This window comes from Stutzerimonas stutzeri, assembly GCF_000952685.1.
GTDB lineage: Bacteria > Pseudomonadota > Gammaproteobacteria > Pseudomonadales > Pseudomonadaceae > Stutzerimonas > Stutzerimonas stutzeri_E.
Genome location: NZ_JYHV01000014.1, coordinates 180,548 through 206,091 on the forward strand (window position 1 = coordinate 180,548; position 25,544 = coordinate 206,091).

25 protein-coding genes are annotated in these 25,544 nt (G+C 58.2%); 22 read left to right on the plus strand and 3 right to left on the minus strand.

Annotated features, from left to right (window positions below):
* Positions 1-74 precede the first annotated feature (74 nt).
* The 17 genes from rfbF to fliT all read left to right on the plus strand — a co-directional run bounded on the left by rfbF (position 75) and on the right by fliT (position 19,269).
* Complete coding sequence (gene rfbF / locus UF78_RS07650) at positions 75-845, plus strand: glucose-1-phosphate cytidylyltransferase (protein ID WP_045161495.1); 771 nt, start codon at positions 75-77, stop codon at positions 843-845.
* Entirely contained in the window at positions 842-1,918 is a 1,077-nt protein-coding gene (rfbG, locus tag UF78_RS07655; protein ID WP_045161496.1) for a CDP-glucose 4,6-dehydratase, read from the plus strand. The genes rfbF and rfbG overlap by 4 nt, the downstream gene beginning before the upstream one ends.
* On the plus strand, positions 1,909-2,466 hold the full coding sequence (gene rfbC / locus UF78_RS07660) for a dTDP-4-dehydrorhamnose 3,5-epimerase (RefSeq protein WP_080890568.1): 558 nt from the start codon (positions 1,909-1,911) through the stop codon (positions 2,464-2,466). The genes rfbG and rfbC overlap by 10 nt, the downstream gene beginning before the upstream one ends.
* Positions 2,463-3,686 carry a class I SAM-dependent methyltransferase gene (locus UF78_RS07665; protein ID WP_045161497.1) on the plus strand — a complete coding sequence of 408 codons (1,224 nt, stop codon included), beginning with the start codon at positions 2,463-2,465 and terminating at the stop codon, positions 3,684-3,686. The genes rfbC and UF78_RS07665 overlap by 4 nt, the downstream gene beginning before the upstream one ends.
* Entirely contained in the window at positions 3,683-4,807 is a 1,125-nt protein-coding gene (locus UF78_RS07670; protein ID WP_045161498.1) for a DegT/DnrJ/EryC1/StrS family aminotransferase, read from the plus strand. The genes UF78_RS07665 and UF78_RS07670 overlap by 4 nt, the downstream gene beginning before the upstream one ends.
* A complete protein-coding gene (locus UF78_RS07675) occupies positions 4,804-5,532 on the plus strand; it encodes a WbqC family protein (RefSeq protein WP_052679279.1) in 729 nt (242 codons plus the stop codon). Before UF78_RS07670 ends, UF78_RS07675 begins: the two co-directional genes overlap by 4 nt.
* The gene (locus tag UF78_RS07680) at positions 5,529-6,254 is read left to right on the plus strand and encodes a class I SAM-dependent methyltransferase (protein WP_045161499.1); all 726 of its coding nucleotides are present in this window, start codon (positions 5,529-5,531) and stop codon (positions 6,252-6,254) included. Before UF78_RS07675 ends, UF78_RS07680 begins: the two co-directional genes overlap by 4 nt.
* Positions 6,254-7,129, plus strand: a complete 876-nt coding sequence (locus UF78_RS07685; RefSeq protein ID WP_045161500.1) for an NAD-dependent epimerase/dehydratase family protein — start codon at positions 6,254-6,256, stop codon at positions 7,127-7,129. The genes UF78_RS07680 and UF78_RS07685 overlap by 1 nt, the downstream gene beginning before the upstream one ends.
* Positions 7,119-8,105, plus strand: a complete 987-nt coding sequence (locus UF78_RS07690) for an ATP-grasp domain-containing protein (protein ID WP_045161501.1) — start codon at positions 7,119-7,121, stop codon at positions 8,103-8,105. The genes UF78_RS07685 and UF78_RS07690 overlap by 11 nt, the downstream gene beginning before the upstream one ends.
* Positions 8,102-8,809: a metallophosphoesterase family protein gene (locus UF78_RS07695; protein WP_045161502.1), complete on the plus strand. Its 708-nt coding sequence runs from the start codon at positions 8,102-8,104 to the stop codon at positions 8,807-8,809. Before UF78_RS07690 ends, UF78_RS07695 begins: the two co-directional genes overlap by 4 nt.
* Positions 8,806-9,552 (plus strand): cephalosporin hydroxylase family protein, encoded by a 747-nt coding sequence (locus UF78_RS07700; RefSeq protein WP_045161503.1) that lies wholly within the window; start codon positions 8,806-8,808, stop codon positions 9,550-9,552. Before UF78_RS07695 ends, UF78_RS07700 begins: the two co-directional genes overlap by 4 nt.
* 59 nt (positions 9,553-9,611) lie before the next feature.
* Positions 9,612-14,795: a glycosyltransferase gene (locus UF78_RS07705; RefSeq protein WP_045161504.1), complete on the plus strand. Its 5,184-nt coding sequence runs from the start codon at positions 9,612-9,614 to the stop codon at positions 14,793-14,795.
* 504 nt (positions 14,796-15,299) lie between these two features.
* Positions 15,300-16,463 (plus strand): flagellin, encoded by a 1,164-nt coding sequence (locus UF78_RS07710; RefSeq protein ID WP_045161505.1) that lies wholly within the window; start codon positions 15,300-15,302, stop codon positions 16,461-16,463.
* A gap of 72 nt (positions 16,464-16,535) precedes the next feature.
* The gene (locus tag UF78_RS07715) at positions 16,536-16,895 is read left to right on the plus strand and encodes a flagellar protein FlaG (protein WP_045161506.1); all 360 of its coding nucleotides are present in this window, start codon (positions 16,536-16,538) and stop codon (positions 16,893-16,895) included.
* A gap of 65 nt (positions 16,896-16,960) precedes the next feature.
* Positions 16,961-18,382, plus strand: coding sequence for a flagellar filament capping protein FliD (gene fliD / locus UF78_RS07720; protein WP_045161508.1), 1,422 nt, complete (start codon positions 16,961-16,963; stop codon positions 18,380-18,382).
* A gap of 132 nt (positions 18,383-18,514) precedes the next feature.
* Entirely contained in the window at positions 18,515-18,901 is a 387-nt protein-coding gene (gene fliS, locus UF78_RS07725) for a flagellar export chaperone FliS (protein WP_045161509.1), read from the plus strand.
* A 74-nt stretch (positions 18,902-18,975) separates the two neighbouring features.
* The gene (fliT, locus tag UF78_RS07730; protein ID WP_045161511.1) at positions 18,976-19,269 is read left to right on the plus strand and encodes a flagellar protein FliT; all 294 of its coding nucleotides are present in this window, start codon (positions 18,976-18,978) and stop codon (positions 19,267-19,269) included.
* 138 nt (positions 19,270-19,407) lie between these two features.
* Here fliT and UF78_RS07735 read toward each other — a convergent pair whose 3' ends face one another.
* Both UF78_RS07735 and UF78_RS07740 read right to left on the minus strand, forming a co-directional pair.
* Positions 19,408-19,689: a pyrimidine/purine nucleoside phosphorylase gene (locus tag UF78_RS07735; RefSeq protein WP_045161512.1), complete on the minus strand. Its 282-nt coding sequence runs from the start codon at positions 19,687-19,689 to the stop codon at positions 19,408-19,410.
* 115 nt (positions 19,690-19,804) lie between these two features.
* Positions 19,805-20,146 (minus strand): DMT family protein, encoded by a 342-nt coding sequence (locus UF78_RS07740; RefSeq protein ID WP_045161513.1) that lies wholly within the window; start codon positions 20,144-20,146, stop codon positions 19,805-19,807.
* Between the two features lie 151 nt (positions 20,147-20,297).
* Between UF78_RS07740 and UF78_RS23095 the strand changes: the two genes are divergently transcribed.
* Together UF78_RS23095 and UF78_RS07745 are read left to right on the plus strand one after the other, a co-directional pair.
* Positions 20,298-20,549 (plus strand): YkgJ family cysteine cluster protein, encoded by a 252-nt coding sequence (locus tag UF78_RS23095; protein ID WP_080890569.1) that lies wholly within the window; start codon positions 20,298-20,300, stop codon positions 20,547-20,549.
* Between the two features lie 28 nt (positions 20,550-20,577).
* On the plus strand, positions 20,578-21,195 hold the full coding sequence (locus UF78_RS07745) for an START domain-containing protein (RefSeq protein ID WP_045161743.1): 618 nt from the start codon (positions 20,578-20,580) through the stop codon (positions 21,193-21,195).
* A gap of 198 nt (positions 21,196-21,393) precedes the next feature.
* On the opposite strand, the gene gltA is transcribed toward UF78_RS07745, so the two are convergent.
* The gene (gene gltA / locus UF78_RS07750) at positions 21,394-22,665 is read right to left on the minus strand and encodes a citrate synthase (RefSeq protein ID WP_045161514.1); all 1,272 of its coding nucleotides are present in this window, start codon (positions 22,663-22,665) and stop codon (positions 21,394-21,396) included.
* Between the two features lie 350 nt (positions 22,666-23,015).
* Between gltA and sdhC the strand changes: the two genes are divergently transcribed.
* From sdhC to sdhA, 3 genes are read left to right on the plus strand one after another with little or no spacing between them, the layout of a single operon-like run.
* Positions 23,016-23,402, plus strand: coding sequence for a succinate dehydrogenase, cytochrome b556 subunit (gene sdhC, locus UF78_RS07755; RefSeq protein WP_196298642.1), 387 nt, complete (start codon positions 23,016-23,018; stop codon positions 23,400-23,402).
* A complete protein-coding gene (sdhD, locus tag UF78_RS07760) occupies positions 23,396-23,764 on the plus strand; it encodes a succinate dehydrogenase, hydrophobic membrane anchor protein (protein WP_045161516.1) in 369 nt (122 codons plus the stop codon). The genes sdhC and sdhD overlap by 7 nt, the downstream gene beginning before the upstream one ends.
* A 3-nt stretch (positions 23,765-23,767) precedes the next feature.
* Positions 23,768-25,540 carry a succinate dehydrogenase flavoprotein subunit gene (gene sdhA, locus UF78_RS07765; RefSeq protein WP_045161517.1) on the plus strand — a complete coding sequence of 591 codons (1,773 nt, stop codon included), beginning with the start codon at positions 23,768-23,770 and terminating at the stop codon, positions 25,538-25,540.
* The last annotated feature ends 4 nt before the right edge of the window (positions 25,541-25,544 follow it).

Genomic DNA, 25,544 nt, shown 5'->3' on the forward strand with positions numbered 1-25,544 from the left:
GAAGTCGAATACTGAAGAACAAAAATGTCGCTTAATTGACAGTTGGTTCAGCATCCGAAGTCGAGGGCGTTGCGATGAAGGCAGTTATTCTTGCTGGCGGATTGGGTACGCGCATCAGCGAAGAATCCCATCTCAGGCCCAAGCCGATGATCGAAATCGGCGGAAAGCCAATTCTTTGGCACATAATGAAGATCTATTCCCATCACGGCATCAGGGAATTCGTGATCTGCCTGGGTTACAAAGGCTATGTGATCAAGGAATATTTCGCTAATTACTTCCTGCATATGTCAGACGTGACGTTCGATATGTCGACCAACTCCATGGAAGTGCACCAACGCTACGTCGAGCCCTGGCGAGTTACTTTGGTCAACACTGGAGACGACACACTAACGGGAGGCCGGCTGCGCAGAGTACGCGAGCACCTGGGTGACGATCCGTTCTGCTTTACCTATGGCGACGGTGTTGCGGATATCGACGTTAGTGCACTCGTCGAGTTTCACAAATCCCATGGCAAGCCGGCCACGGTGACGGCGATCCAGCCACCTGGTCGTTACGGGGCGCTTGACATGGACGGAGACCGCGTCGGTGCCTTCCAAGAGAAACCCGCAGGCGACGGCTCCTGGATTAATGGAGGTTTTTTCGTTCTCAACCCTTCGGTCATCGATTATATCGATGGCGACCAGAGCAGCTGGGAGGGCGGTCCGCTGATGCAGCTTGCGGATGAGTCAAAATTAATGGCGTTCCGTCACCGCGGGTTTTGGCAGGCGATGGACACGCTGAGGGATAAGAATCAACTGAACGACCTCTGGCTGAGCGGCAATGCGCCGTGGAAGGTTTGGCAATGAACCAATTCGCGGAGTGCTACCGGGGGCGCAAGGTATTGCTGACAGGGCATACCGGCTTCAAGGGTAGTTGGCTCGCAGCATGGTTGGTTGAGCTCGGCGCCGATGTGGTCGGTTTTTCACTGCCAAGCGACCCAAAGGAAAAAGTTAGCCATTGGGATGGGCTGGGGCTCCAGATACCCGACCTGCGCGGCGATATCCGCGATGCGGGCGAACTGCACCGTGTGATTGGGGCACATCGTCCGGAAATCGTATTCCATCTCGCCGCCCAGACGCTGGTGCGGCCGTCCTATCGGCAACCCCTGCAGGCTTGGACGAGTAACGTGCTGGGCACCGCCAATCTGCTAGAGGCCTGCCGACAAACGTCTAGCGTTGCCGCCGTGGTGGTCGTAACAACCGATAAGGTATACGCAAATCATGAATGGCCTTGGGGCTACCGTGAGCGCGACGAACTGGCCGGACATGACCCCTATAGCGCCTCTAAAGCGGCCGTCGAGCTTCTTTGCGCCAGCTATCGAAAGTCTTTCTGGAGCGAGATTGGCCCTCTGCTGGCAACGGCTCGGGCGGGAAACGTCATCGGTGGTGGTGACTGGGCGGAAGACCGTCTGATACCCGATCTAGTACGTGCAGTGCAGGCGGGGCAGACTCTGGAAATCCGTTCGCCCACTGCAACCCGGCCCTGGCAGCACGTGCTGGAGTGTCTTTCCGGCTACTTGCTGCTAGGGCAACGCCTACTAGAGGGCGACCGTACCTTCGCCGAGGCCTGGAACTTCGGCCCGTCGCCGGAGGCTAACCGCTCCGTGGCAGATGTTCTCCGCGCCTTGCAGAGGCACTGGCCGGCGGTGACCTGGCAGGTCTCACCTGGCGATGGCTTGCACGAAGCGCAGCTGCTCTATCTGGACAACGCTAAGTCGCGTGCGGGGCTACGCTGGGCTCCCGTATGGGAATTGTCGACTGCCCTCGAAGCTACCGCTGACTGGTACCGCCACTTCCATGAGCGCGGTGAGGTCTGCACTCGGGCGCAGTTGGGTTCGTTCAGTGAAGCGGCAAAAGCGGCAGGATGCGTATGGGCTTGATTCCGGTCGCGACGCCCATTGATGACCTGCTATGCGTCAAGTGCGATTCCCGACGTGACGAGCGCGGTTCCTTCACCCGTTTGTTTTGTGCTGAGGCGCTGGCTTCGCTGCTGGGCGAGCGTCGAATCGTGCAAGTCAATCAATCGGTCACTCGGCAGGTTGGTGCCCTCCGCGGTCTTCACTTTCAGCATTTTCCTCATGCCGAGATGAAGCTGGTGCGCTGTATCCGTGGCCAAGTGTGGGATGTGGTAGTGGACCTGCGCCGCAACTCTTCGACTTTTCTGTGCTGGCACGCAGAACGCCTGAGCGCCGAAAACCAGCGCATGCTGGTTATCCCGGAAGGCTGCGCTCACGGTTTTCAGGTGTTGGAGGAGGACAGCGAAATGCTCTATCTGCACACCGAGTTCTACCGGCCCGATGCTGAAGGCGGGGTGCGCCACGACGATCCGGCGCTGGCGATCGACTGGCCCCTGCCGGCGCGGGATATGTCGGCGCGCGATCAGCAGCATCCCCTGATCACCTCAGATTTCATCGGGCTGGCACCATGAACTGCCGTCATTGCGAAGCGCGGCTGCGATATGCCTTCCTCGACCTGGGCCATGCACCACCGTCGAACGCTTATCTGACAGAGGCGGATCTGAATCGGCCCGAGCGCTACTACCCGCTGCGCTTGTGGGTTTGCGAGCACTGCTGGCTGGTGCAGACCGAGGATTATGCCGAGGCCGGCGAGCTTTTCGACGCGGACTACGCTTATTTCTCGTCCACCTCCAGCAGCTGGCTCGCGCATGCCCGTGACTACGCCGAGCGCATGCGAAAGACGCTCGCGCTGGGGGCGGACAGCCTAGTGGTCGAGGTGGCTTCTAACGATGGCTACCTGCTACGCAATTTTGTCGAGGCCGGCGTGCCCTGCCTGGGCATCGAGCCGACCGCTAGCACCGCCGATGCTGCCCAGCGCCTGGGTGTTCCGGTGCTGCGTGAGTTCTTCGGGGAGTCGCTCGGCCGTCGGCTGGCCGGAGAGGGCAGGCAGGCCGATCTGCTGCTGGGCAACAATGTGTTCGCTCACGTGCCGGACATCAACGATTTTTCCCGCGGCCTCAAGGCTGCGCTCAAGCCCGGCGGCACCCTGACGCTGGAGTTTCCTCACCTGCTTCGCCTGATCGAACGGGTGCAGTTCGATACCGTCTATCACGAGCATTTTTCTTACCTTTCGTTGTACAGCGTCCAGCGTATTCTCGAAGCTGTTGGTCTGCGCATCTACGATGCCGAAGAGCTGACCACTCATGGCGGCAGCCTGCGCATCTTCGCGTGCCATGGAGATGACCCACGTTCTCGTGCGGCTGCGGTGGATGTCGTGTTGCAAGCGGAGGCCAATGCTGGTCTCCGCGAGTTGGCTGTCTACAGCGGATTCCAGGCCAGGGCGGACCGAGTGAAGAATGATCTGCTGAGCTTTCTGCTGGAGCAGAAGCGCGCGGGCCGGCGGGTTGCAGCCTATGGAGCTGCCGCCAAAGGCAACACCATCCTCAACTATGCTGGCATCAAGCCCGACCTGTTACCTTGCGTGTTCGATGCTGCACCGTCGAAGCAGGGCAAATATCTACCAGGCAGCCACGTGCCGATCCGATCTCCTCGGGATTTGGACGAGATACGTCCGGATCTGCTGCTCGTGCTGCCTTGGAACATCGCCGAAGAAGTGATGAAGCAGAACGAGCGAATCCGTGAATGGGGTGGCCGTTTCATCACTGCCGTTCCTCGTCTGGAGGTGAAATGAAGCCGCGCATCCAGTACACCCAACCGTCCATTTCCGAGCTGGAAGTGCGGTATGTGACCGATGCGGCTCGTCACGGTTGGGGACCGCGCTGCTACGAGTACATCGAACGCTTCGAAGAAGCCTTCAAACAACACCTCGGGGTGAAATACGCCATCGCGACATCAAGCTGCACCGGTGCCCTTCACATGGGGCTGGCGGCGCTTGGCATTGGAGCAGGCGACGAAGTGATTCTCGCCGACACCAATTGGATTGCCTCTGTGGCACCAGCCGTGCACCTTGGGGCGACCCCGGTATTCGTCGATATTTGCCAGGACAGCTGGTGCCTGGACCCGGCGCAGGTAGAGGCAGCCATCACGCCTCGTACTCGAGCGATCATCGGCGTCCACCTGTACGGCAACCTCTGCGCTATGGATGAACTGCTGGCCATTGGCGAGCGGCATGGTGTTCCGGTGATCGAGGACGCGGCTGAAGCCATCGGCGCCGAGTGGCATGGACAACGTGCGGGCAGCATGGGCCGCTTCGGTGTGTTTTCCTTCCACGGCACCAAGACCATGACCACCGGTGAAGGTGGCATGTTTGTCACCAACGACAACGAGTTGTTCGAGTATGTCCTCGGCCTGTCCAACCACGGCCGGATAAAGGGGCAGACGCGCCAGTTCTGGCCCGACCTGCTGGGCTTCAAATACAAGATTTCCAACCTGCAGGCCGCGCTCGGCTGTGCCCAGATCGAGCGTATCGGCGAGCTGATCGAGCGCAAGCAGGCCATCATGGCGGCCTATCGTGAGCGCCTGGGTGGCCTGCATGGCCTGCATCTGAATCCTGAACCCGAGGGAACGCGCATCGGCGCTTGGATGCCCACGGTGGTCTTCGATGCTGCCCTCGGCATCACCCGGGAGCGATTGCTGGAGCGCTTCGCCGAGAACAATATCGATGCGCGGGTGTTCTTCTACCCGCTCTCTGCACTGCCGATGTTCCAAGGCCGCGTACCGGCTGCCGGTGGCCATTCCGCTAGCATCCCGGAGCGAGCCATCAATCTGCCAAGCTTTCACGACATGCGCGACTTGGATATTGACCGTGTCTGCGCTGTGGTCGAGGCGTTGCACGACGAGGCGGGACGGTGAGTACGGTGGTGATCTCTCAGCCCATGTATTTCCCTTGGGTTGGGATGTTCGAGCAGTGGCGGCTGGCCGATGACTTCGTGTTCTTCGACGACGTGCAATTCGCTCGCGGCTTTATCAACCGGGTGCAGTACAAGACCCCCAACGGCAGCGCCTGGCTGACCGTGCCTCTGCGCCAGCACAGCCGCGACGCGCGGATCTGCGATTTGGAATGTGTTGAAGACTCGGGCTGGCGCGACAAGCACTTGCGTACGCTGGCCTTGGCGCTGGCTGGCGCTCCGCATCTGCAGGATGCGCTCGGGCTGGCCGAATCGGTGCTGCTGCGCCGCGATCTGGGCTTCTGCGAGCTACTCATCGAAGGTATGCAGGTGGTAGCGGACTACTTCGGCCTGCTGCAAGGCAAACGCCTGCATCGCTCCTCGCAACTGGCGGTGACGGGGCGCAAGAGCGATCTGATCCAGGGGCTGGTATCGCGCCTGGGCGGCGACCGCTACGTGACCGGCATGGGAGCCTTGAGCTATCTGAACCACGCAGCCATGGAGCAGGCTGGCATCAAGGTCTGCTACATGGATTACCGCAAGCGTGAGTACCCTCAGAAGTTTCCGCCGTTCACACCCTACGTCACCGTTCTCGATCTGGTGGCCAACTGCGGGAGAGACGGAAGGTTTTTCATCGATTCGGATGTGACCCATTGGCGCCAGGCGCTGGCAGCAAGGGATCAGGTATGAACAAGCTGAACGAAGTGACTTCGCAGTACAAACCCGGGGCGGCAACCTCTCTGGAGAACGAGTTGATCCTCAACTGGTATCCGCCGCGCATCCTGCGCCGTCTCGAAGGGGCATCGCCGAGTTCGCTACTGGAATTGGGACTGGGGCACGGCTACACCACCGCGTTGTTCAATCGCCATTTCCAACGTCATGTAGTGCTCGAGGGGTCGTCGGTCGTGATAGATCTGTTTCGGGACAACTATCCGGGACTGAACATCGAGCTGGTGGAAGGCTATTTCGAGCACTTCGATAGCAGCGAGCAGTTCGATGTGCTGTTGATGGGCTTCATCCTCGAGCACGTGGACGATCCCAGTCTTATCCTGCGTCGCTTCCATGACAATCTGCGCCCCGGTGGTCGGCTCTACGTGGCTGTGCCCAACGCCAAGTCGCTGAACCGTCGTCTGGGGTTGGCCATGGGCAAAATAGGCGACATCTACGAACTCAACGCCAATGACCATGCGTTGGGTCATCAGCGCCAGTTCTGTCGCGACACACTTAAGGCGCTGCTGCAGGCGGAGGGCTATGAAGTCACCTGGGAGGAAGGCATCTACCTCAAGCCGCTGCCGCTTGGTTACATGCAGCCCATGCCTGAGTTCGAGGAAAATTTGCTAGCCATGTGCGAGGTAGGGGTAGACTTTCCTGACCTCTGCGTCGGCCTTCTGATGGAAGTACAGGCGGTCTGATGCCGCGTGCATTAGTGGTGGGCCCAAGCTCAATGCTCGGCAGTAGGCTGAGTGAGCATTTGCGTACGCGGGGCTGGCAGGTCATCGGCGCGGGGCGCTCGGGCGACTGCGAGATACCGCTGGAATTGGGTAGCGAAGCCCTGCGCACCGATTTTCCGCATATCAAGGTGGATGTGCTGTTCCACTGCGCGGCGGCCTTCGGTGATGACTCGCCGCACGGCGCGTGGCTGAACGACCGCGTCAATGTGCTCGGTGCCCATCAGGTATTGGCCCTGGCGCGTGCGGTCGGATGTCGGCGGGTGGTGTACGCCGGGAGTACTTCGTCGGCGCGGCGCGAGGGTACGACCTTTGCCAGCAGCTATGGCGCGTCAAAGGCACGCGCGGAAGCAATATTGGCGTGGGGGCTGGCGCAGAGCGGTCAGGATTTCATTAGCCTGCGCTTTGCCCAGCTATACGATGAGCGGGGCGAATGCGTTCGGCATCAACGCTGGTTCGGACGCATCGTCAGCCACGCTCGCAGCGGCCGTATTTTGCGTCTGCCTCCGGGCGACGCGCCACGCAATTTCGTTCACGTGCAAGACGCAGCCGCTTTGATGGTTGTCGCCAGCGAGGCGCACATGCTTGGCGTTCTGCATGTCTGCCACCCCATGGGCGAGACCTATCTGGAAATCGCCCGCCAGGCCTACGCCGTTTTCGACGAAGGCGGAGGGATTGAGATCGCTCAGGAGAAGACGCCCTTCTGGCCGGCCTACTTCCCTCCGGCATCACCTGAATTGGCGGCGCTGGGCTTGGTTTTCACGCCGATGACGGATGGCCTGCGTGGCATCCGAGACGGTGGCCATGCTGCGTGCTTCGAGGTGTTCGATGTCGCCTGAAGCCGCTACGGTGCGAGTGCTGGTGACGGGCGTAGGCGCGATCATCGGTCAGGGTGTAGCCAAGTCGCTGCGTCAACTGCCGGGCGTTCGAATCATCGGTCTTGACCGCGATCCGCAAGCCTTCGGGCGTCACGCCTGCGACGCATTCCATTTCAAACCGGCGATGGCGGAGACGGACGCGGCCTACGACCGTTTTCTGCTGCAATTGCTGGAGCGGGAAGCGATCGACTTGGTACTCCCTTGCATCGAGCAGGACGTCTTTTACTTCGACACCCGTCGCGAGCTTTTCAATGCTGCGGGAGTGGCCGTGGCACTTAACGACAGTCGCCTGATCAACCTGGCGCGGGACAAGTGGGGCCTGCACCTGGCGTTGTTGGAGGCCGGTCTTCCGACGATTCCTACCAGCCTTTCGACCGACTGGGCACAGGTACTGGCGCAGCTCGGCCCAGCGCCGCTTCTGTGCAAACCGCGCCGGGGGTCGGGTGGCCGTGGTCAGGCGTTGGTGGAGGACGAGGAAGACCTGCGTTATCAGGCGCGTAAGCAGGGCGACAATTTCATGCTACAGCGGGTGATCGGCAGCGACGACGAGGAATATACAGTCGGCCTGTTCGGCTACGGTGACGGCCAGTCCAGCCGCCCAGCCATCCTCCAGCGAACCTTAGGCCCGGGTGGCGCCACCTGGCGTGCCCGGAGCATCGACGGCGATGAGTTGATCGAGAGCGCCTGCGAGGCGCTGACCGCACATTTTCAGCCGGTGGGTCCGACCAACTACCAGTTCCGCAAGGCCGATGGCCGTGCCTGGCTGCTGGAGATCAATCCACGCCTGTCAGCTTCGGTATCGCTGCGTGCGGCGCTCGGCTTCAACGAGGCGGCCATGAGCATTGACTATTTTTGCCGAGGGCAGCGCCCGGTATCCGCCAACTGGCATACGGCGCTTTGCAGCCGCTATATCGAGGACCACATCGAGTACCTATGATCGCAGTGATATCGGATGTTCATGGCAATTTCCCGGCCCTACGCGCGGTACTGGCGGCGGCGGATCGACTCGGCTGTTCGCGAGTGATATCCCTGGGCGACGTGACCGGCTACTACGCCGAGCCGGACAAATGCATTGATCTACTGGCGGAGCGCGGCGCCGTACAGCTGCTCGGCAACCACGATAGCTACTTGGTGGAAGGCACAGGCTGTCCTCGCTCGCGGCTGGTGTCATCGCTGCTGGAACATCAGGCTCGGGTGGTACGCCGGGACCAGGTCGAAATGCTGGCTGGCTTGAGCTCTCAGTACGAGGAGGGCGACGCTTGCTTCGTGCACGGCGGTTGGGAAGACCCTCGCGACCAGTATCTCTATCGCGTTTCCCCGGACAAGCTGAGTGGCCCGTGGCGCTACTACTTTTCGGGGCATACCCATGTTCAGGTGCTGGCTTCGCTGGGCGAGAAAATCTATTGCAACCCCGGTTCTGTTGGCCAGCCGCGCGATGGCGACCCTCGTGCTGCCTTCGCCCTGTTCGACGGCACGAGCATCGTCCTGCAACGGGTGGCCTACGATATCGACGAGACGGCTGCTGCGATGCGCAGTGCCGGCTACGACGAGCCGCGGCTATGGGAAAACCTCTACATCGGCGCCCAGATCGGTGGGCGCATCGACAAGATCGAAATCATCGAGCGAGAGCACACAAAGTGAGCGCAAACGACGAGTTCCAAGCGGAAGTGCAACGCAATATCGAGGCCGCCGGCCAGGACCAGGGACTCAAGGAACGTTCTCTGGACTGGATGCTGGAGGCGGGCGGCAAGTATCGCTACTCCTACAACTTCAGCTGGCTGGGCCGGCCAATCATTCAGTATCCGCAGGACATCGTAGCCATGCAGGAGCTGGTGTGGACCGTTCAGCCGGAGCTGATCGTCGAGACTGGTATCGCCCATGGCGGTTCGCTGATCCTGTTCGCCTCGCTGCTGGAACTCAACGCGGCCTGCGGTGGCCCGCAGAATGCCAGAGTGCTGGGTATCGACATCGATATTCGCCAGCACAACCGCGAAGCCATAGAGGCACATCCCATGTCACGGCGCATCGACATGATTCAGGGTTCGAGTATTGCCTCCGAAGTGGTTGAGCACGTGCGCCAGACTGCTCAGGGCAAGCGGGTGCTGGTGTCGCTGGACAGCAACCACACCCACGATCATGTGCTGGCCGAGTTGAAGGCCTATGCGCCGCTGGTATCGCCGGGCAGCTACTGCGTGGTGTTCGACACCGTGGTGGAGGACACGCCTGACGAGTTGCAGGCCGAACGGCCTTGGGGCAAGGGCAACAGTCCGAAGTCGGCGGTACGCGAATATCTGCATGCTCATCCAGAGTTTCAGGTGGACGCGCGCATGGACAGCAAGTTGCTGATCAGCGTGGCGCCGGAAGGCTACCTGAAGCGGGTCTGACAAGAATTACGGGTCCCCGGCCTAGCCGGGGCGTGAAGAATCAGGATGTGGGGGTGTGCATGCACAAGTTTGAAAACAGGATAGTGGTCAGTGTCCCGGTGTACAACGAGGGGGCCTACGTCCTGGAAACACTAGAGTCGCTCGCTGCCCAAACTCACTCCGACTTCCTGGTGCTGGTGGCCGACAATGCCTCCACCGATCGAACGGGTGACATTTGCCGGGAGTTCTGCACGCGCGACTCTCGCTTCCACTACGTGCGCCACGAACGCAACGTCGGTGCCTCCGCCAACTTCCGCTACTGCTTCGAACACACTACGTCTGAGTTCTTCATGTGGCTCGGGGGGCACGACGTGCTGGCTCCCGAATTCCTCGCCGAAGCCTATGCACGGATGCAAGACGATGATCGGATAAGCCTGGTCTACAGCCGGACCCAGTGGATTGACGACACCGGTAGGGTGCTCGGCCAGACCAACGGCGGCAACTACATATTCGCCGAGCCGTTGGCGCCCCACGAGCGCTATCTCAAGTTATTGCACGCACTGGATCGTTGCGAGGCGGTCAACCAGCTAATCCGTCGCTCCTTCATTGATCTGGATTTTCGCCCGGTGGTGAGCGCCGATCTGGCCTTCCTCTGTCACTTGGCCGCTCATGGGCCCTTCGCCCGCATCGAAAAGCCGCTATATATTCGCCGGGAGATCCGCAAGCGCGACACGACGGCGATGGAGCGCATGACCGGTAGCAAGAGCGCCGCTCACTACCATCAGCTTGCTGAGCTATTTGTGCACAGCATCACCACGCACCGAGCCATCGCCTCAGAGCAAAAACTGGAGCTGATCGGGCAGGTGCTGAATTGGCTGAACAAGCGCTTCCAGCTATTCAGCGAAACGGCGCCGGCTCCGCAGACAATGGCTCCGGCGCCTCGGGCTGTCGCGGAGACGGCGACCTCGCCCGTGCCATTCTTCAGCGTTGTCATGCCCATGTACAACCGCGAGCGCTACGTGAAAGAAGCGATCGAATCGGTGCTGGCGCAGGGCGATCCGGACTTTGAGCTAATCGTCGTCGACGATGGATCCACTGACCGTTCGTTGGATATTGTAGGCGAGATCGACGATCCGCGACTGCGGCTGTTGCGCAACCAGCACGGTGGCGGCGCGGCGGCGCGCAACACGGGCATCGATGCTGCGCGCGGCGAGTTCATCGTCTGGATTGACAGCGACGATCGGCAAGCGCCGGGCGCACTGGCCGCGCTGCGTAGGACCATACAGGCCTGCCCGGACGCCGATGTATATTACGGCGACTTGGAGATATTCGACGACACCCGTCCAGATAAGCTGTGGCGTACCGAATATCCAGATTTCTATGGCGAGGCGCTGTTGCCACGGTTGATCCGTGGCAACTGCCTGCCCAACCCTGGCACGGCTGTGCGTCGGTCGCTATACCAACGCTACGGTGGCTACGATGTCGCCTTCGTCCGCTGCCATGATTTCCACATGTGGACTCGACTTGCCGATAGTGCCCGCTTCAAGAAGGTCGACAACATCGTCTGCCACTGGCGTCAGCACGGTGAAAGTCTTTCCAGTGCCAAGACCCGTGCTTTCGAAGCCAAGGTCGCGCAGGACATGGTTGAGCGTTACTCCCCCAGCCGACTGTTCCCTGACCTGAGTGACGATTCGCAGGGGCAGGGTGCGGCTCTATGGCGGGTTTCGCATATCCACCAGGAACTGGGCGAGCCGGCGCAGGCGTTGCGTGCCGCCTATCGTGCGCAGGCACTGGGCGTCGCTGATCAAGACCGGATTAGGGAACTTGAACGCCTGTCCGGCAGCCGCTATGAACCGTTCTTCAGCGTCGTGCTGACTACCTTCAATCGCCCGCAACTTCTGTTGGATGCGCTAGCAAGCCTTGAAAAGCAGCAGTTCCGCGATTTTGAAGCGATTCTGGTCAACGATCATGGTGAGGAAGTGGAGCCGTTGCTGGCGCGCTTCCCTTATTGCATCACCTATATTCGCCAAGGCCGGAATCGAGGGCCGGCCGCCGCACGAAACGCAGCGCATCGCGTGGCTCGCGGACGATATGTTGTGTATCTGGATGACGACGACATCTTCCTGCCGGATCATCTACAGACTCTGGCTGACGCACTGCAGGAGCACCCGGGCGAGGTGGTCTACAGCGATGCGTTGTTCGTGGCTGAAAGAATCGAAAACGGTGTGCGCCACAGCCTTCAGGAGGAGCGACGGTATCCGCATGACAGCTATTCGCGCGAGCGCTTGTTCGTTGACAACTATATACCTGTCAACACGTTTGCCTGGCCACGTGCAGTGGCCGCCGAGGTCGGCGAATTTGACGAGACGCTATCGGGCCTGGAGGACTGGGATTTCCTGCTGCGATTGGCGATAAAGCTACCTTTCCACCATGTGCAGCGAGAAACGGTACAGGTGCGCATGCGCGTCGGTGACGCCGCGCCCGATCGTCGCTCCCTGCACGCTTTTAAAGATTACCCAGCGCTGTACCGTGAACTGTATTCGCGGCATTCGGATTTGGACGATGCCAGCATCAAAAGCCAGCGTGCCGCCAAATTAACGCAGCTCGGACAGATGTCCAGCGGGAGTCCAGGGGATATTGTTCGGACATGGCTCGCGGCGCGTCTGCCGAATCCTTTGCAGCAACGATTGATCGAAGAACACCTCGAGGACAATCAGGGTGGACCACGCATCGGTGTTCTGGTGCTTGATCTACAGGGCCACGTTGAGTCTGTCACGCAGACGCTAGCCAGCCTGCGGGACGATCAGCAAGGGTATCGGCACATCGAAGCAAAGGTGTTGACCGTCGGTGATTTCGGCGGTGATGCGCTTTCTGGCGACGTGCCCATCCGGGTAACCCTGGAAAACTACGTAACGGCGCTTAACCAGGTCGCGGCGCAGCTGGATTGTGAGTGGTGCTTGCTAGTGCAAGCCGGAGAGCGTTTTACAGCAAGCGGTCTGCTGATCGCTGCACTTGATCTTGTCGCAGCGCCAGACTGCCGTGCGATATATACCGACGAGATTCAAATTGCCTCTAACGGTGAGCTGCTGCCTATCTTGCGACCAGATTTCAACCTCGATTTGCTATTGAGCTTTCCGGCCAGCATGGGGCGGCACTGGTTGTTTCGACGTGACGTATTCACAGCTGCTGGCGGGTTCGATCGCTCCTATCCAGGTGCGCTCGAATTCGAGTTGGTGTTGCGCCTTATCGAACAAGGTGGCCTGGCTGGGCTTGGGCATGTGTCCGAGCCACTGTTGATGACGCCTGTGCTGCAACTGGAACATAGCGACGATGAAGTGAGGGCCGTCAGAAAACATTTGGGAACCAGAGGATACGCGCAGGCCGAGATCGTACCGTTTCTGCCAGGACGTTATCGGTTGCAATATGGGCATGCCACGGCACCAGGCGTCTCGATCGTTATTCCGGCTTTTGCGCCTCTGGCCGCGTTTCAACGGTGCATGGAAAGCATCCTGGAAATGACGCGGGATGTCCCTTATGAGCTGTTGCTTGTTCCTAGAAAGGAGCAGGGCGATGAGATGGTCACTTGGCTGAATGGCTTGAAGGCTATGGGCGAAGCCAACGTGCGTGTGCTGGACGAATGCGCGGCCAAAGGGTTACGGGCATCGCAAAACTACGCGGTTCAGCAAGCACGAGGGGACTATCTGCTTTTCATCACCGCGGATACGGCGGTCGTGATGGAGGATTGGCTCACCTCAATGCTGAATCATGCTCAACGGCCGGAAGTAGGCGCCGTTGGCGTCAAGATGGTCAGCTCGGCTGGGGCAATTCAGCACGCCGGTATCGTGCTTGGTCTGCAGGGGCCCGCTTGCTCTCCGTTCATAGGCGAGAAGTTGGATGCTTCGGGTTACATGAATCGCCTTGAAGTCGACCAGAACTACAGCGCGGTCAGTGGCGCGTGCTTGATGATTGCTCGCGAGAAGTTCCTGGAACTGGGTGGGTTGGACGAGTCGGGTGAGGCGGAAAACTGGGCTGACCTCGACCTTTGCTTAAAGGCCCAACAGGCCGGCTATCTCAATGTCTGGACTCCGCACGTCAGCGTAATGAAAGATCGCGCGGATGAGCCGTTGAGTACGGTTGAACAGGATCGCCTGTATAGCCGCTGGCTACCCGTTCTGGCACGCGACCCGGCGTACAACCGAAATCTGTCGTTGGTCAAGCCCGGTGGTTTCAAGCTTGCCGATAACGCAATCTCCTGGCGTCCTATGTCTTCTTGGAAGCCATTGCCGAACATATTGGTTCACCCTGGAGACATGTTCGGTTGCGGGCACTACCGGATGATTTATCCCTTCCAGGCGATGCAGTCCAGCGGACTGGCTGAAGGCGCAGTGTCGGTCGGTCTGATGCACCCCACGGATCTGGAGCGATACGAGCCGGATGCGATTATTCTGCAACGGCAGATCGGAGCAGATCGTCTGGAGGCGATGCGTAGGATTCAGGCCTTTTCGCGAGCGTTCAAGGTTTATGAGCTCGACGATTATCTACCGAACCTTCCAGTTAAGAGTGTTCATCGAACACAAATGCCGAAGGATATTGTCCGGTCTCTTCGCCAAGGGCTTGGTTTCGTTGATCGCTTCGTCGTTTCCACTGAGCCGTTAGCCGATGCGTTCAGGGGCTTCCACTCCGATATCCTGGTAATGCCGAATCGTTTGCCAGCCGAAGTCTGGGGAGGGCTCGAGCGTAAGGGGCTTCCTCGCGGCCGCATGAGGGTCGGCTGGGCAGGGGGATCCAGCCACACCGGTGATTTGGGGATAATCGCCGATGTCGTCAAAGAGCTTGCAGGTGAGGTTGACTGGATTTTCTTTGGCATGTGCCCTGAGTCACTTCAGCCTTATGTCAAGGAATGGCACCGGGGCGTAAGCATCGAGCATTACGCGCGAACGCTGGCGTCGTTGGATCTGGATCTGGCTATCGCACCGTTGGAACACAATGCATTCAACGTTTGCAAGAGCAACCTGAAACTCCTGGAGTATGGTGCCTGTGGTTATCCGGTGGTGTGTACCGACATAGAACCGTATCGTGGCGCTATGCCCGTGACGCGAGTCAGGAATCGATTCTCCGAATGGGTAGACGCCATCCGCGGTCACATGGCCGAGCGCGAGGCTACCGAACGTCTAGGTGATGAGCTTCGTACGTTGGTTTATCGTGATTGGCTGCTAACCGGCGATCCGGTGGATCAGTGGCTCGCGGCCTGGACGGGACGCTAACCTCGAGTTCGCATCGTGTTAAAAGGTGATCTTGCGATCTGAGCCTAGCCTTCTGAGCCCCTGTGGGCTTTGTTGGCTGGGCGAAACCCAGCGAGTACAAGGGTGACCTCAAGAGTTCTGACCGGGCATAGCTCTTTTCTTATAGTTGCTATAAAGCAAATCCCGTCATTACTAAGCTGAGCTGCGGACAAGTCACCTTGGGCCCCATCCCGATACAAACCAGGCGTTCGCCTTCCTTCCGTAGCAATCCGCGGCAGTAAATTCTCCAGCTTTAAAGTACTTCGCCCTTTGGTCGATATAGATTCCGTTCGGCTCGGTTACCGGTCGTACAAACTCTTGAGTCGGCACGCATGGGCAGCTTCAAAAAAAAAGTGAGCAGCCGCTAAAGGTCCCAGACGAAGCGCCGATACAAGAGATGAATGCGAACTCTCTGGTTGCCTGAGCATTGCAGGCTAGGGTCGCAACCCAGGCAATACAAGCTAGGTCCGATGGAGGACAAACATCATGGCTTTGACAGTAAACACCAACGTTGCTTCCCTGAATACTCAGCGCAACCTGAACAACTCGTCCAACTCGCTGGCTACTTCTATGCAGCGTCTGTCGACGGGCAGCCGGATCAACAGTGCAAAAGATGACGCCGCCGGCCTGCAAATCGCGAACCGTCTGACCAGCCAGGTGAATGGTCTGGGTGTTGCTGTGAAGAACTCCAACGATGGCATCTCGATGGCTCAAACAGCCGAAGGTGCCCTTCAGCAGTCCACAAACCTGCTGCAGCGTATGCGTGATCTGGCTCTGCAATCTGCAAACGGATCCAACAGTGACTCCGAGCGCAAGGCACTGAACTCGGAAGTGAGTGAGCTGAAAAAAGAACTGGATCGTATTTCGAACACCACCACCTTCGGTGGTAAGAAATTGCTGGATGGCAGCTTCAAGACCACCACCTTCCAGGTGGGTAGCGCGGCTAACGAAACCATTAGCGTCAAGATTGACGAAATGAGCACCGACTCTCTCAAAGGTAAGTCCTTCGAAGGGTCTGTTGCTGCCGCAGCCGGAACCGCGAGCGCTTCGGGTACCGTTACTGTGAGTGGAACCGTTAACGGTGAAGACTTCACCGTGACTACCACCATTGCGAGTGGTACTTCAGCCGCCGATGCAACTCAGCAAATCGCGACCGCGATCAACGATGCGAACGTGGGCTTGGGCGCCTTTGTAACTGAAGGTGGAGATACCAAGATCATCTCCTCGCTAGATACTGATGGTTCGGCGAACGCGCTCACCGCTTTGTCTGTAAGTGCGCTGCCTACGGGTCTGACAGCTGGTGCGGCTTATACTGCAGCTACATCGGCAACAGAAACCAAAGTATCGGCGATTGATGTAAGCACGGTGCAGGGATCTCAAGAGGCTGTGATGGTGATCGACCAGGCCATTCGAGATATCGATTCGCAACGTGCTGACCTTGGTGCTGTTCAGAACCGATTCGAGAACACTATCGGTAACCTGCAGAACATCGCTGAGAACGTCTCTGCCGCCCGCGGTCGTATCCAGGACACGGACTTCGCCGCGGAAACCGCTAACCTGAGCAAGAACCAGATTCTGCAACAGGCCGGTACCGCGATTCTCGCGCAGGCCAAGCAGCTGCCACAGGCAGTCCTGAGTCTGCTGCAGTAACACGCGGCTCTGATATGGCGTAAGGATGGGGGAGTGCTTGCACTTCCCCATCGATTCATTTCGAGGTGAATCATGGACGTCGCAAAAGCAACCTGGATTGGACCCGCGTTGAACCCGCTCAGTACGGCACCCAGACTCTCCAAGGAGCCTGGGTTTTCGTCGTCTGATCGGCAAGAGGTAGCTGCACCTAGTGATGACCAAGCTGCCCAGCCGACGGCTGTGGGCGAGGCGGTGGAGAAATTGCTTGCACAAATGCAAAGTACCCAACGCGATTTAAGTTTCAGTATTGATGATTCAACAGGCGACCTGGTCGTTCGAGTAGTCGATGGCGAGTCGGGAACGGTAGTTCGGCAAATCCCTTCCGAAGAGATCCTTCGGTTAGCCGAACGGCTTGACGAGATGCGCAGCCTGCTATTCGAGACCAAGGCGTGAGCGGCACGTTTATTGAATGCTATGCGGATCGCACTGTAACGATGGTTTTTTGACGAGGTAAGGCTATGGCAGGCATAACGGGTCTAGGCGGTTCCGGTCTCGATATCGATAGCGTGGTGGCCAGCATGGTTGCGGCGGAGCGTGCGCCGAAGGATGCGCAACTCAGCAGGCTTGAGGCCAAAACCACGACGCGGATTACGGCGATCGGCACGCTGAAAAGTGCCATAAGCGAGTTTCAGACTGCCTTGGGTAAGCTTGGCAAGCCCGATGTTTTTCAGGCCAGAGCTGCAACCTCTTCTAATACTGATCTCGTTGCGGTAACGGCAGGCGTATCCGCTGGTGCCAGCAGCTATAAGGTTGAAGTCAGCCAGCTTGCGGCTGGAAGCAAGGTAGCGCTTCAGGCAATAGTTGATGATCCGAAATCGCCGGTAACCTTGGGTAGCGGGACTCTCACTGTCAGCGTCGGTAATGTTGCGCTGCCTGCTATCACGGTGGCTGAGGGCAACAACACACTGGCGGGGATCCGGGATGCAATTAACAAAGCCGGCGCTGAGAAGGGCCTGAGCGCGACCATAGTGACCGACAGTTCTGGTTCACGTTTGGTGCTCAATAGCTCGACTACAGGTGCAGGCGAGGACATCACGGTCGCTGTCACAGGCGAAAGCGGCGATTTGTCCAAACTCGCATTTGCTGGGGGAACAGCCGCGCCGGGTAACGATGGTTCGGCGGGTGTGATCACGAAAGCCAGCAACGCCGAGCTCACAATCGATGGGCTGAATGTCAGCAGCAAGACCAACAAAGTCGGGACGGCCATCGAAGGTGTGACGTTGGAGTTGAAAGGCCTTACGGAGGCCGACAAGCCGATCACGGTCGGTGTGAGTTTGGATAAGGCTGGAGTGACGAAGCAGATCCAGAGCTTCGTCGATGCATACAACAAGCTTATAGGCGTTGTTAATGCCCAAACCAAGGTTACTCCGGTAGGTGACGGTAAAACCCCGGTAACCGGCGCGCTGGTTGGAGATGCGACTGCTCGCAATTTGCTCAATACCATTCGCAGCGAGTTGGCAAAAGTGGACGGGGCGAATGGAATCCGTGCGCTTAGCGATATCGGTATTACCACCCAGAGAGACGGCACGCTCAAAGTGGATAGCGAAAAGCTGACCAAGGTCATGGACAATAGCTTCGAGGGGCTGTCTGCATTGTTCGCTGGCGAGAGCGGCTTAGCAACTCGTCTTGATAACAGGCTCAAGCCGTACACCGAAACTGGCGGTATTCTTGAGCAGCGCAATAAGGTAATGACCGAAACCATCTCTGGTATTGACAAGCAGAAGGAGGATTTGAACCGTCGTATCACCTCGCTGCAGGAGCGTCTCTACAAGCAATTCAACGCAATGGATCTACTTGTTGGCCAATTAGGCAACACCTCCAACAGCTTGCTCGCGTCGTTGGAGAACTTGCCCTGGGCAGCCAGCAACTCTAAAAAGTAGCGTTTCGTGAAACTGAAAAGCCGCCTTGCCCAGGCGGCTTTCTTCGTTAAAAAGCTCGTCCAGCCATAAAGTTCGCCCGCGCTCGTCCGATACATTGGATATACGAACTGATGTGGCAAGGGGCTCATCCAAATGAATGCTATGGCAGCAATGAAGCAGTATCAGCAGGTCGGCGTTAAGGTTCAGGTCAACGAGGCTGATCCGCACCGTTTGATCCAGATGCTGATGCAGGGTGGCCTGGACCGTATTGCGCAGGCGAAAGGCGCCATGGAACGTGATGCGTTCGCGGAAAAGGGTGTGCTGGTTGGCAAGGCCATCAACATCATTGGTGGTTTGCGCGATGCGCTTGATAAGAGCGTCGGCGGCGAGCTGGCGGAGAATCTGGACCGCCTTTATGAGTACATGACGATGCGTCTGTTCGAGGCGAGCCGGCATAACGATATCGACAAGCTGAACGAAGTGGGCAGGTTGCTGGGCGAAATCAAGCTGGCCTGGGATCAAATCGCACCACGGCCATAATCCGACCTGTCCGACGCACTGTTTACTTTGCGCTACATTTACGCCTTACCCATTCGCTTTCTTCGAGGATGCACATGCAGTCACGCAAACAGGCATTCGCTACGCTGACTGACAAGCTGCGCGGCGCGCTGGAGGCGACCGATTGGGAAGCGGTAACGATATTGGACCTGGAGTGCCGCGCTCTGGTAGCGACACTGCGCGACGAAGATGCTTCCGATGCCGGTCTGCATGAGCAACTCGTACAACTGTCGCGCTTGTATGACTGTCTTCAGCAGTCCGGCAACGCGGAGCGCTCGCGTGTGGCTGGGGAGTTGACACGCTTGAATCAGTCCAGGCAGGTCAATCAAGCCTACAAGGCGCTGGATTGAGCCTCTCTCAGACCGAGAGACTTCCTGCAAAATTTCGATGAAAACGCTCCGCGATATTCCACGGAGGCCATCCACCCTAGGGTACCTAAGGTGGACTCCATGTAACGAGCGTGTGTTTTCCGCGCCTGGTCTTGCCGTTTAGCGGTACTCGCACAGATAAGCCGTATCCGTTGCCACCTTCAGCTGAAACTTGCTGTTGGCTGGCACGGTGAATTGGCTGCCCGCCCCGAAGGTTTGATAGTTTTCGCTGCCAGGGAGCTTTACGTCCAGGCTGCCGGCCACTATATGCATGATTTCCAATTGATTGGTGCCGAACTCGTAATCGCCCGCGGCCATGACGCCGATGGTGGCTGGGCCTGCCGCCATATCAAAGGCAATGGATTTGACTGTGCCGTCGAAGTACTCGTTGACCTTGAACATTCGAAACCTCTTGAAGGTGCGGAAAGGGCGGCCAGTATGCCGAAGCGCTGTGGTGGCGTCATCAGGTCTCGGCGGCCGGCTGAAGGCTGATGACGTTGTGTTCTGCGAGTCGCGCTCATGATCGGAAAATGAAATATACCGCCCCAAGCAAGCACAGCCCGGCCCATAGGTAATCGAGTTTCAGCGGCTGTTGCATGTACAGCACGCTGAACGGAACGAAGATGGCGAGGGTGATCACTTCCTGCATGATCTTCAACTGGCCGATCGACAGTTCGGTGTAGCCGATGCGATTGGCCGGCACCATGATCAGATACTCGAACAGGGCGATCCCCCAACTGATCAGCGCAGCGATCAGCCAGGGTTTGCCGTTGAGTGTCTTCAAATGCCCGTACCAGGCGAAGGTCATGAAGAGGTTCGAAGCGCAGAGCAGGGCAGCGGTCTGAAGCCAGATGGGCATGAAGGATTCTCGGAAGGACGACGACGGATCCTATTTGGCCGCCGCACGGTCCCGCAAGTATCTGTTAAGCGCCTCGTGTCCTGGTACTAGTGTCTTTTATTCAGGCAGCCATTATTATCGCCGCCCCGTTTTTTCATTTCGGGTGATTGGAATGAATTGCCGCCCCGGTTGCGGTGCCTGCTGCATCGCTCCTTCTATCAGCTCACCGGTACCTGGCATGCCGTCCGGTAAGCCAGCTGGAGAACGCTGTTTACATCTCTCCGAATCGAATCGGTGCGAGCTGTTTGGTCTTCCTTCACGGCCTGCGGTATGTGCCGCTTTCCAGGCTGACCCTAGTGTTTGTGGCGATAATCGGGAGGATGCGATTCGGCTGCTTGGCTGGCTGGAACAGGTCACTGCCTGATATATCGGAGCGCTTGAACATTCTGGAAATGGGAAGCCTGTGTATGAGGGCGTTTGTTCGTTGGCTGGCGATGGGGTTGGTCTGTGCTTCGATAGCTCATGCGGAGGGGAAATGGCGCCTGGCTCAGGACAAGGATGGAGTTCAGGTGTATTTGAAGCCGGTCTCGGGCTCTGCCTATAAAGCGTATCGTGGCGTTACGACAATCCAATCCGACCTCGGTACGTTGCGTGCTCTGCAGGAAGATGTGGTCGACGCCTGCGCCTGGATCCATCAGTGCATGAAGCAGGAACTGTTGCATATCAAGGGAGCTAACGCTTGGAGCTATATCCAGTTCAGCTCGCCATGGCCTGTAGCGCCTCGCGACTTAGTGGTGAAGGTTACGAGTAGAGAACTTGAGGGGGGTGCGCTTCGGCGGGAGCTGAATGGCGTTCCAGATTATGTGGCGGAGAATGAAGGCTTCGTCAGAGTCACCAAGGTCGAAGGCTTTTGGCTGTTCGAGCCGATGGGCGAGGGTGGAGTGCGGGTCACCTATCAGATGCACACGGAGCCGGGTGGCAGTGTGCCGTCATGGCTAGCAAACAAGTTTGTCGTCGAGGCGCCGTACAACACACTGCGGGATCTGCGCAAACGAGCAGAATATCGTTAAGGGAGGATCTTGATGTCGTCCGCTGCTACGAAAGCAAGCCGCTGTGCTACGTCGAGCGGAAAATAGGAAGCTATTTGCACCTCCGAACAAGCCGCGCGCGAAAGCAAAGGTATAAAAAGGTATAAAAAGAAACCCCGCCTATTGAGCGGGGTTTCTTTAGCAGCAAGTGCAGCCTGCTATTTTTGTTTCCCAGGCGGCTCAGCGAGGCAGGTCGCGCTGCGGGTGGCCGGTGTAAAGCTGGCGCGGGCGACCTATTTTCTGGCCCATCGCGATCATTTCCTTCCAGTGCGAGATCCAGCCAACGGTACGCGCCAGGGCGAAGATCACGGTAAACATGCTGGTCGGGATGCCGATGGCCTTGAGGATGATGCCTGAATAGAAGTCCACGTTCGGATACAGGTTGCGCTCGGCGAAGTAGGGATCGTTCAGCGCGATCTCTTCCAGCTTCATCGCCAGCTCCAGCTGCGGATCGTTGATGCCCAGCTCACCCAGTACTTCGTCGCAGGTCTGCTTCATGACCTTGGCGCGCGGATCGAAGTTTTTGTATACGCGGTGACCGAAGCCCATCAGCTTGAACGGATCGTTCTTGTCCTTGGCTTTGGCCAGGAACTTCTCGATATTCGACACGTCGCCAATCTCGTCCAGCATGGTGAGAACGGCTTCGTTAGCGCCGCCGTGTGCCGGCCCCCAAAGCGCCGCAATACCTGCAGCAATACAGGCGAATGGGTTGGCGCCAGTGGAGCCTGCCAGGCGAACGGTGGAAGTGGAGGCATTCTGCTCGTGATCTGCATGCAGAATGAAGATGCGATCCATTGCTTTGGCCAGAACCGGGCTGATCGGTTTCACTTCACAAGGTGTGTTGAACATCATGTGAAGGAAGTTCTCCGCGTAGTTCAGGTCATTACGCGGATACATCATCGGCTGGCCCATGGAGTACTTGTAAACCATGGCGGCGAGGGTCGGCATCTTGGCGACCAGGCGTACTGCGGAAATTTCGCGGTGATGCGGGTCGTTGATGTCCAGGGAATCGTGGTAGAAGGCCGAGAGCGCGCCAACAACGCCGCACATGATGGCCATCGGGTGCGCATCGCGACGGAAACCGTTGAGGAAGGACTTGAGCTGCTCGTGAACCATCGTGTGGTTCTTGATAGTGCTGATGAACTTCGCCTTTTCCTCGGCGGTGGGCAGTTCACCATTTAGCAGGAGGTAGCAGGTCTCGAGATAATCCGTCTTGTCGGCCAGTTGTTCGATTGGGTAGCCGCGATGCAGAAGAATGCCTTGGTCACCATCGATATAGGTGATTTTGGACTCGCAAGAGGCGGTGGACATGAAGCCGGGATCGAAGGTAAAGCGACCCGTGGAGGTCAGGCCTCGTACATCGATTACGTCAGGCCCTACGGTGCCGGTTAAAACGGGCAGTTCGATGGCGTCTGCGCCTTCGATGATCAACTGCGCTTTGTTGTCAGCCATGTATGGCCTCCTGTTTTATGCTTGGAATCATCATGGCCCCCCACGCAGGGCCCGCATCACTATAGTGAGATAAATCTCAAAGTCAATTTGCGCGGGCCGCCTGCGGCAGAGGGGTTTTACGGGTGAATTCGCAACACAGAAGAGCCTATTTACGGCATTTATAATTCGACGCGCCATCCGCCTTTAGTGGCACTTCACCACATTGTCATTAGCGACCTAACTGTTTATACTCGGCGACCGACCGGCAGGGGCCTAACAGGCAGTTTCCTGTGGGTTGTCACTCGTGGGTGGCGGGTACCGCTGCGTACTCTTCCCAACAACTTTGCCCTGCGTGTTAGGGGCTCTCAAGTGTGAAAAAAGCCGTGAAAAGCCAACGACCTGTAAACCTAGATCTTAGGACAATAAAACTCCCGATCACTGCTTACACCTCAATCCTTCACCGCATCTCTGGTGTGATTCTTTTTGTGGGTGTGGCCATTCTGCTGCTTGCGCTGGATACCTCGCTTTCTTCTGCCGAAGGCTTCGAAGAGGTGAAGGCGTATCTCGGTAGCCCATTGGCCAAGTTGGTGATTTGGGTGCTGCTATCTGCATTGCTGTATCACCTGGTGGCCGGTGTACGTCATCTGGTCATGGATACCGGGCATGGTGAGACGCTGGAAGGCGGCAAGCTGGGCTCGAAAATCGTTCTGGCCGTTTCGGCGGTGCTGATCGTGCTGGCGGGAGTGTGGATATGGTAACCAACGTCACGAACTTTTCGCGTTCGGGTCTGTATGACTGGATGGCTCAGCGTGTTTCTGCAGTTGTTCTCGCGGCTTATTTTCTGTTCCTGATCGGGTATCTGATCGCGAATCCGGGGCTGGAATATTCCCAGTGGCAGGGGCTCTTCTCGGCCAGTTGGATGCGCATCTTCAGTCTCCTGGCGCTGGTCGCCCTGAGTGTGCATGCATGGGTTGGTATGTGGACTATCTCCACTGACTACCTGACCAACATGGCAATCGGTAAGTGGGCTACCGGTGTGCGTTTCCTCTTCCAGGCCGTGTGTGGCATCGCCATGTTCACGTTCTTCGTCTGGGGTGTGCAGATTCTTTGGGGTATCTGATCCATGGCTAGCATTCGTACTCTTTCTTATGACGCCATCATTATTGGTGGCGGCGGCGCGGGTATGCGCGCTGCGCTGCAGTTGGCCCAGGGTGGCCATAAAACTGCGGTGGTGACCAAGGTTTTCCCGACTCGCTCGCACACCGTATCCGCCCAGGGCGGCATCACCTGTGCCATCGCTTCGGCTGACCCAAACGACGATTGGCGCTGGCACATGTACGATACCGTCAAAGGCTCCGATTACATCGGTGACCAGGACGCTATCGAATACATGTGTTCCGTCGGTCCGGAGGCCGTGTTTGAGCTCGAGCACATGGGCCTGCCGTTTTCCCGTACCGAGCAAGGCCGCATCTATCAGCGTCCGTTCGGTGGTCAGTCCAAGGACTATGGCAAGGGCGGGCAGGCCGCTCGTACCTGTGCGGCTGCTGACCGTACCGGCCATGCGCTGCTGCATACCCTTTACCAGGCCAACCTGAAGGCGGGCACGTCCTTCCTCAACGAATGGTATGGCGTGGATCTGGTGAAGAACCAGGATGGGGCCATCGTTGGCATCATCGCTATCTGCATCGAAAACGGCGAAACGGTCTATATCCGCTCCAAGGCTGTGGTTCTGGCTACCGGTGGTGCGGGCCGCATCTATGCGTCGACCACCAACGCCCTGATCAATACCGGTGACGGTGTCGGCATGGCGCTGCGTGCGGGCGTGCCGGTTCAGGACATCGAGATGTGGCAGTTCCACCCGACCGGTATCGCCGGCGCTGGCGTACTGGTGACCGAAGGTTGCCGCGGCGAGGGTGGCTACCTGATCAACAAGCATGGCGAGCGCTTCATGGAGCGTTACGCGCCGAACGCGAAAGACCTGGCGGGTCGTGACGTGGTCGCGCGTTCCATGGTCAAGGAGATCCTGGCTGGCAATGGCTGTGGTCCGGATGGCGACCACGTGATGCTGAAGCTTGATCACCTGGGCGAGGAAGTGCTGCACAGCCGTCTGCCAGGCATCTGCGAACTGTCGAAGACCTTCGCGCACGTCGATCCGGTCACTGCTCCGGTGCCTGTGGTTCCGACCTGTCACTACATGATGGGTGGTGTCGCCACCAACATTCATGGCCAGGCGATCACCCAGGATGCCAACGGCAACGACAAAATCATCGACGGCCTGTTTGCGGTAGGCGAAGTGGCTTGCGTATCCGTGCATGGCGCCAACCGTCTCGGCGGCAACTCGCTGCTGGATCTGGTCGTGTTCGGTCGTGCGGCCGGTCTGCATCTGGAGAAAGCGCTGAAGGAAGGTATCGAGCTTCGCGGTGCTACCGACACCGATCTGGACGTTGCCCTGAACCGCCTGTCCAGTCTGAACGAGCGGACTACTGGCGAAGATGTCGCTTCGTTGCGCAAAGAACTGCAGAACTGCATGCAGAACTACTTCGGTGTGTTCCGTACTGGCGAATACATGCAGAAGGGTATCGCTCAGCTTGCCGATCTGCGTCAGCGCATCGCTACCGTCAAGATTTCTGACAAGAGCCAGGCCTTCAATACCGCACGTATTGAAGCACTGGAGCTACAGAACTTGCTTGAGGTCGCTGAAGCGACTGCTATCGCAGCAGAAAATCGCAAAGAGTCCCGCGGCGCGCATGCCCGTGAGGATTTCGAAGAGCGTGATGACGAGAACTGGCTGTGCCACACCCTGTACTTCCCAGGTGAAAAGCGTGTAGCCAAGCGGGCCGTGAACTTCTCTCCGAAGACAGTTCCGACTTTCGAACCCAAGGTCCGGACTTACTGAGGTC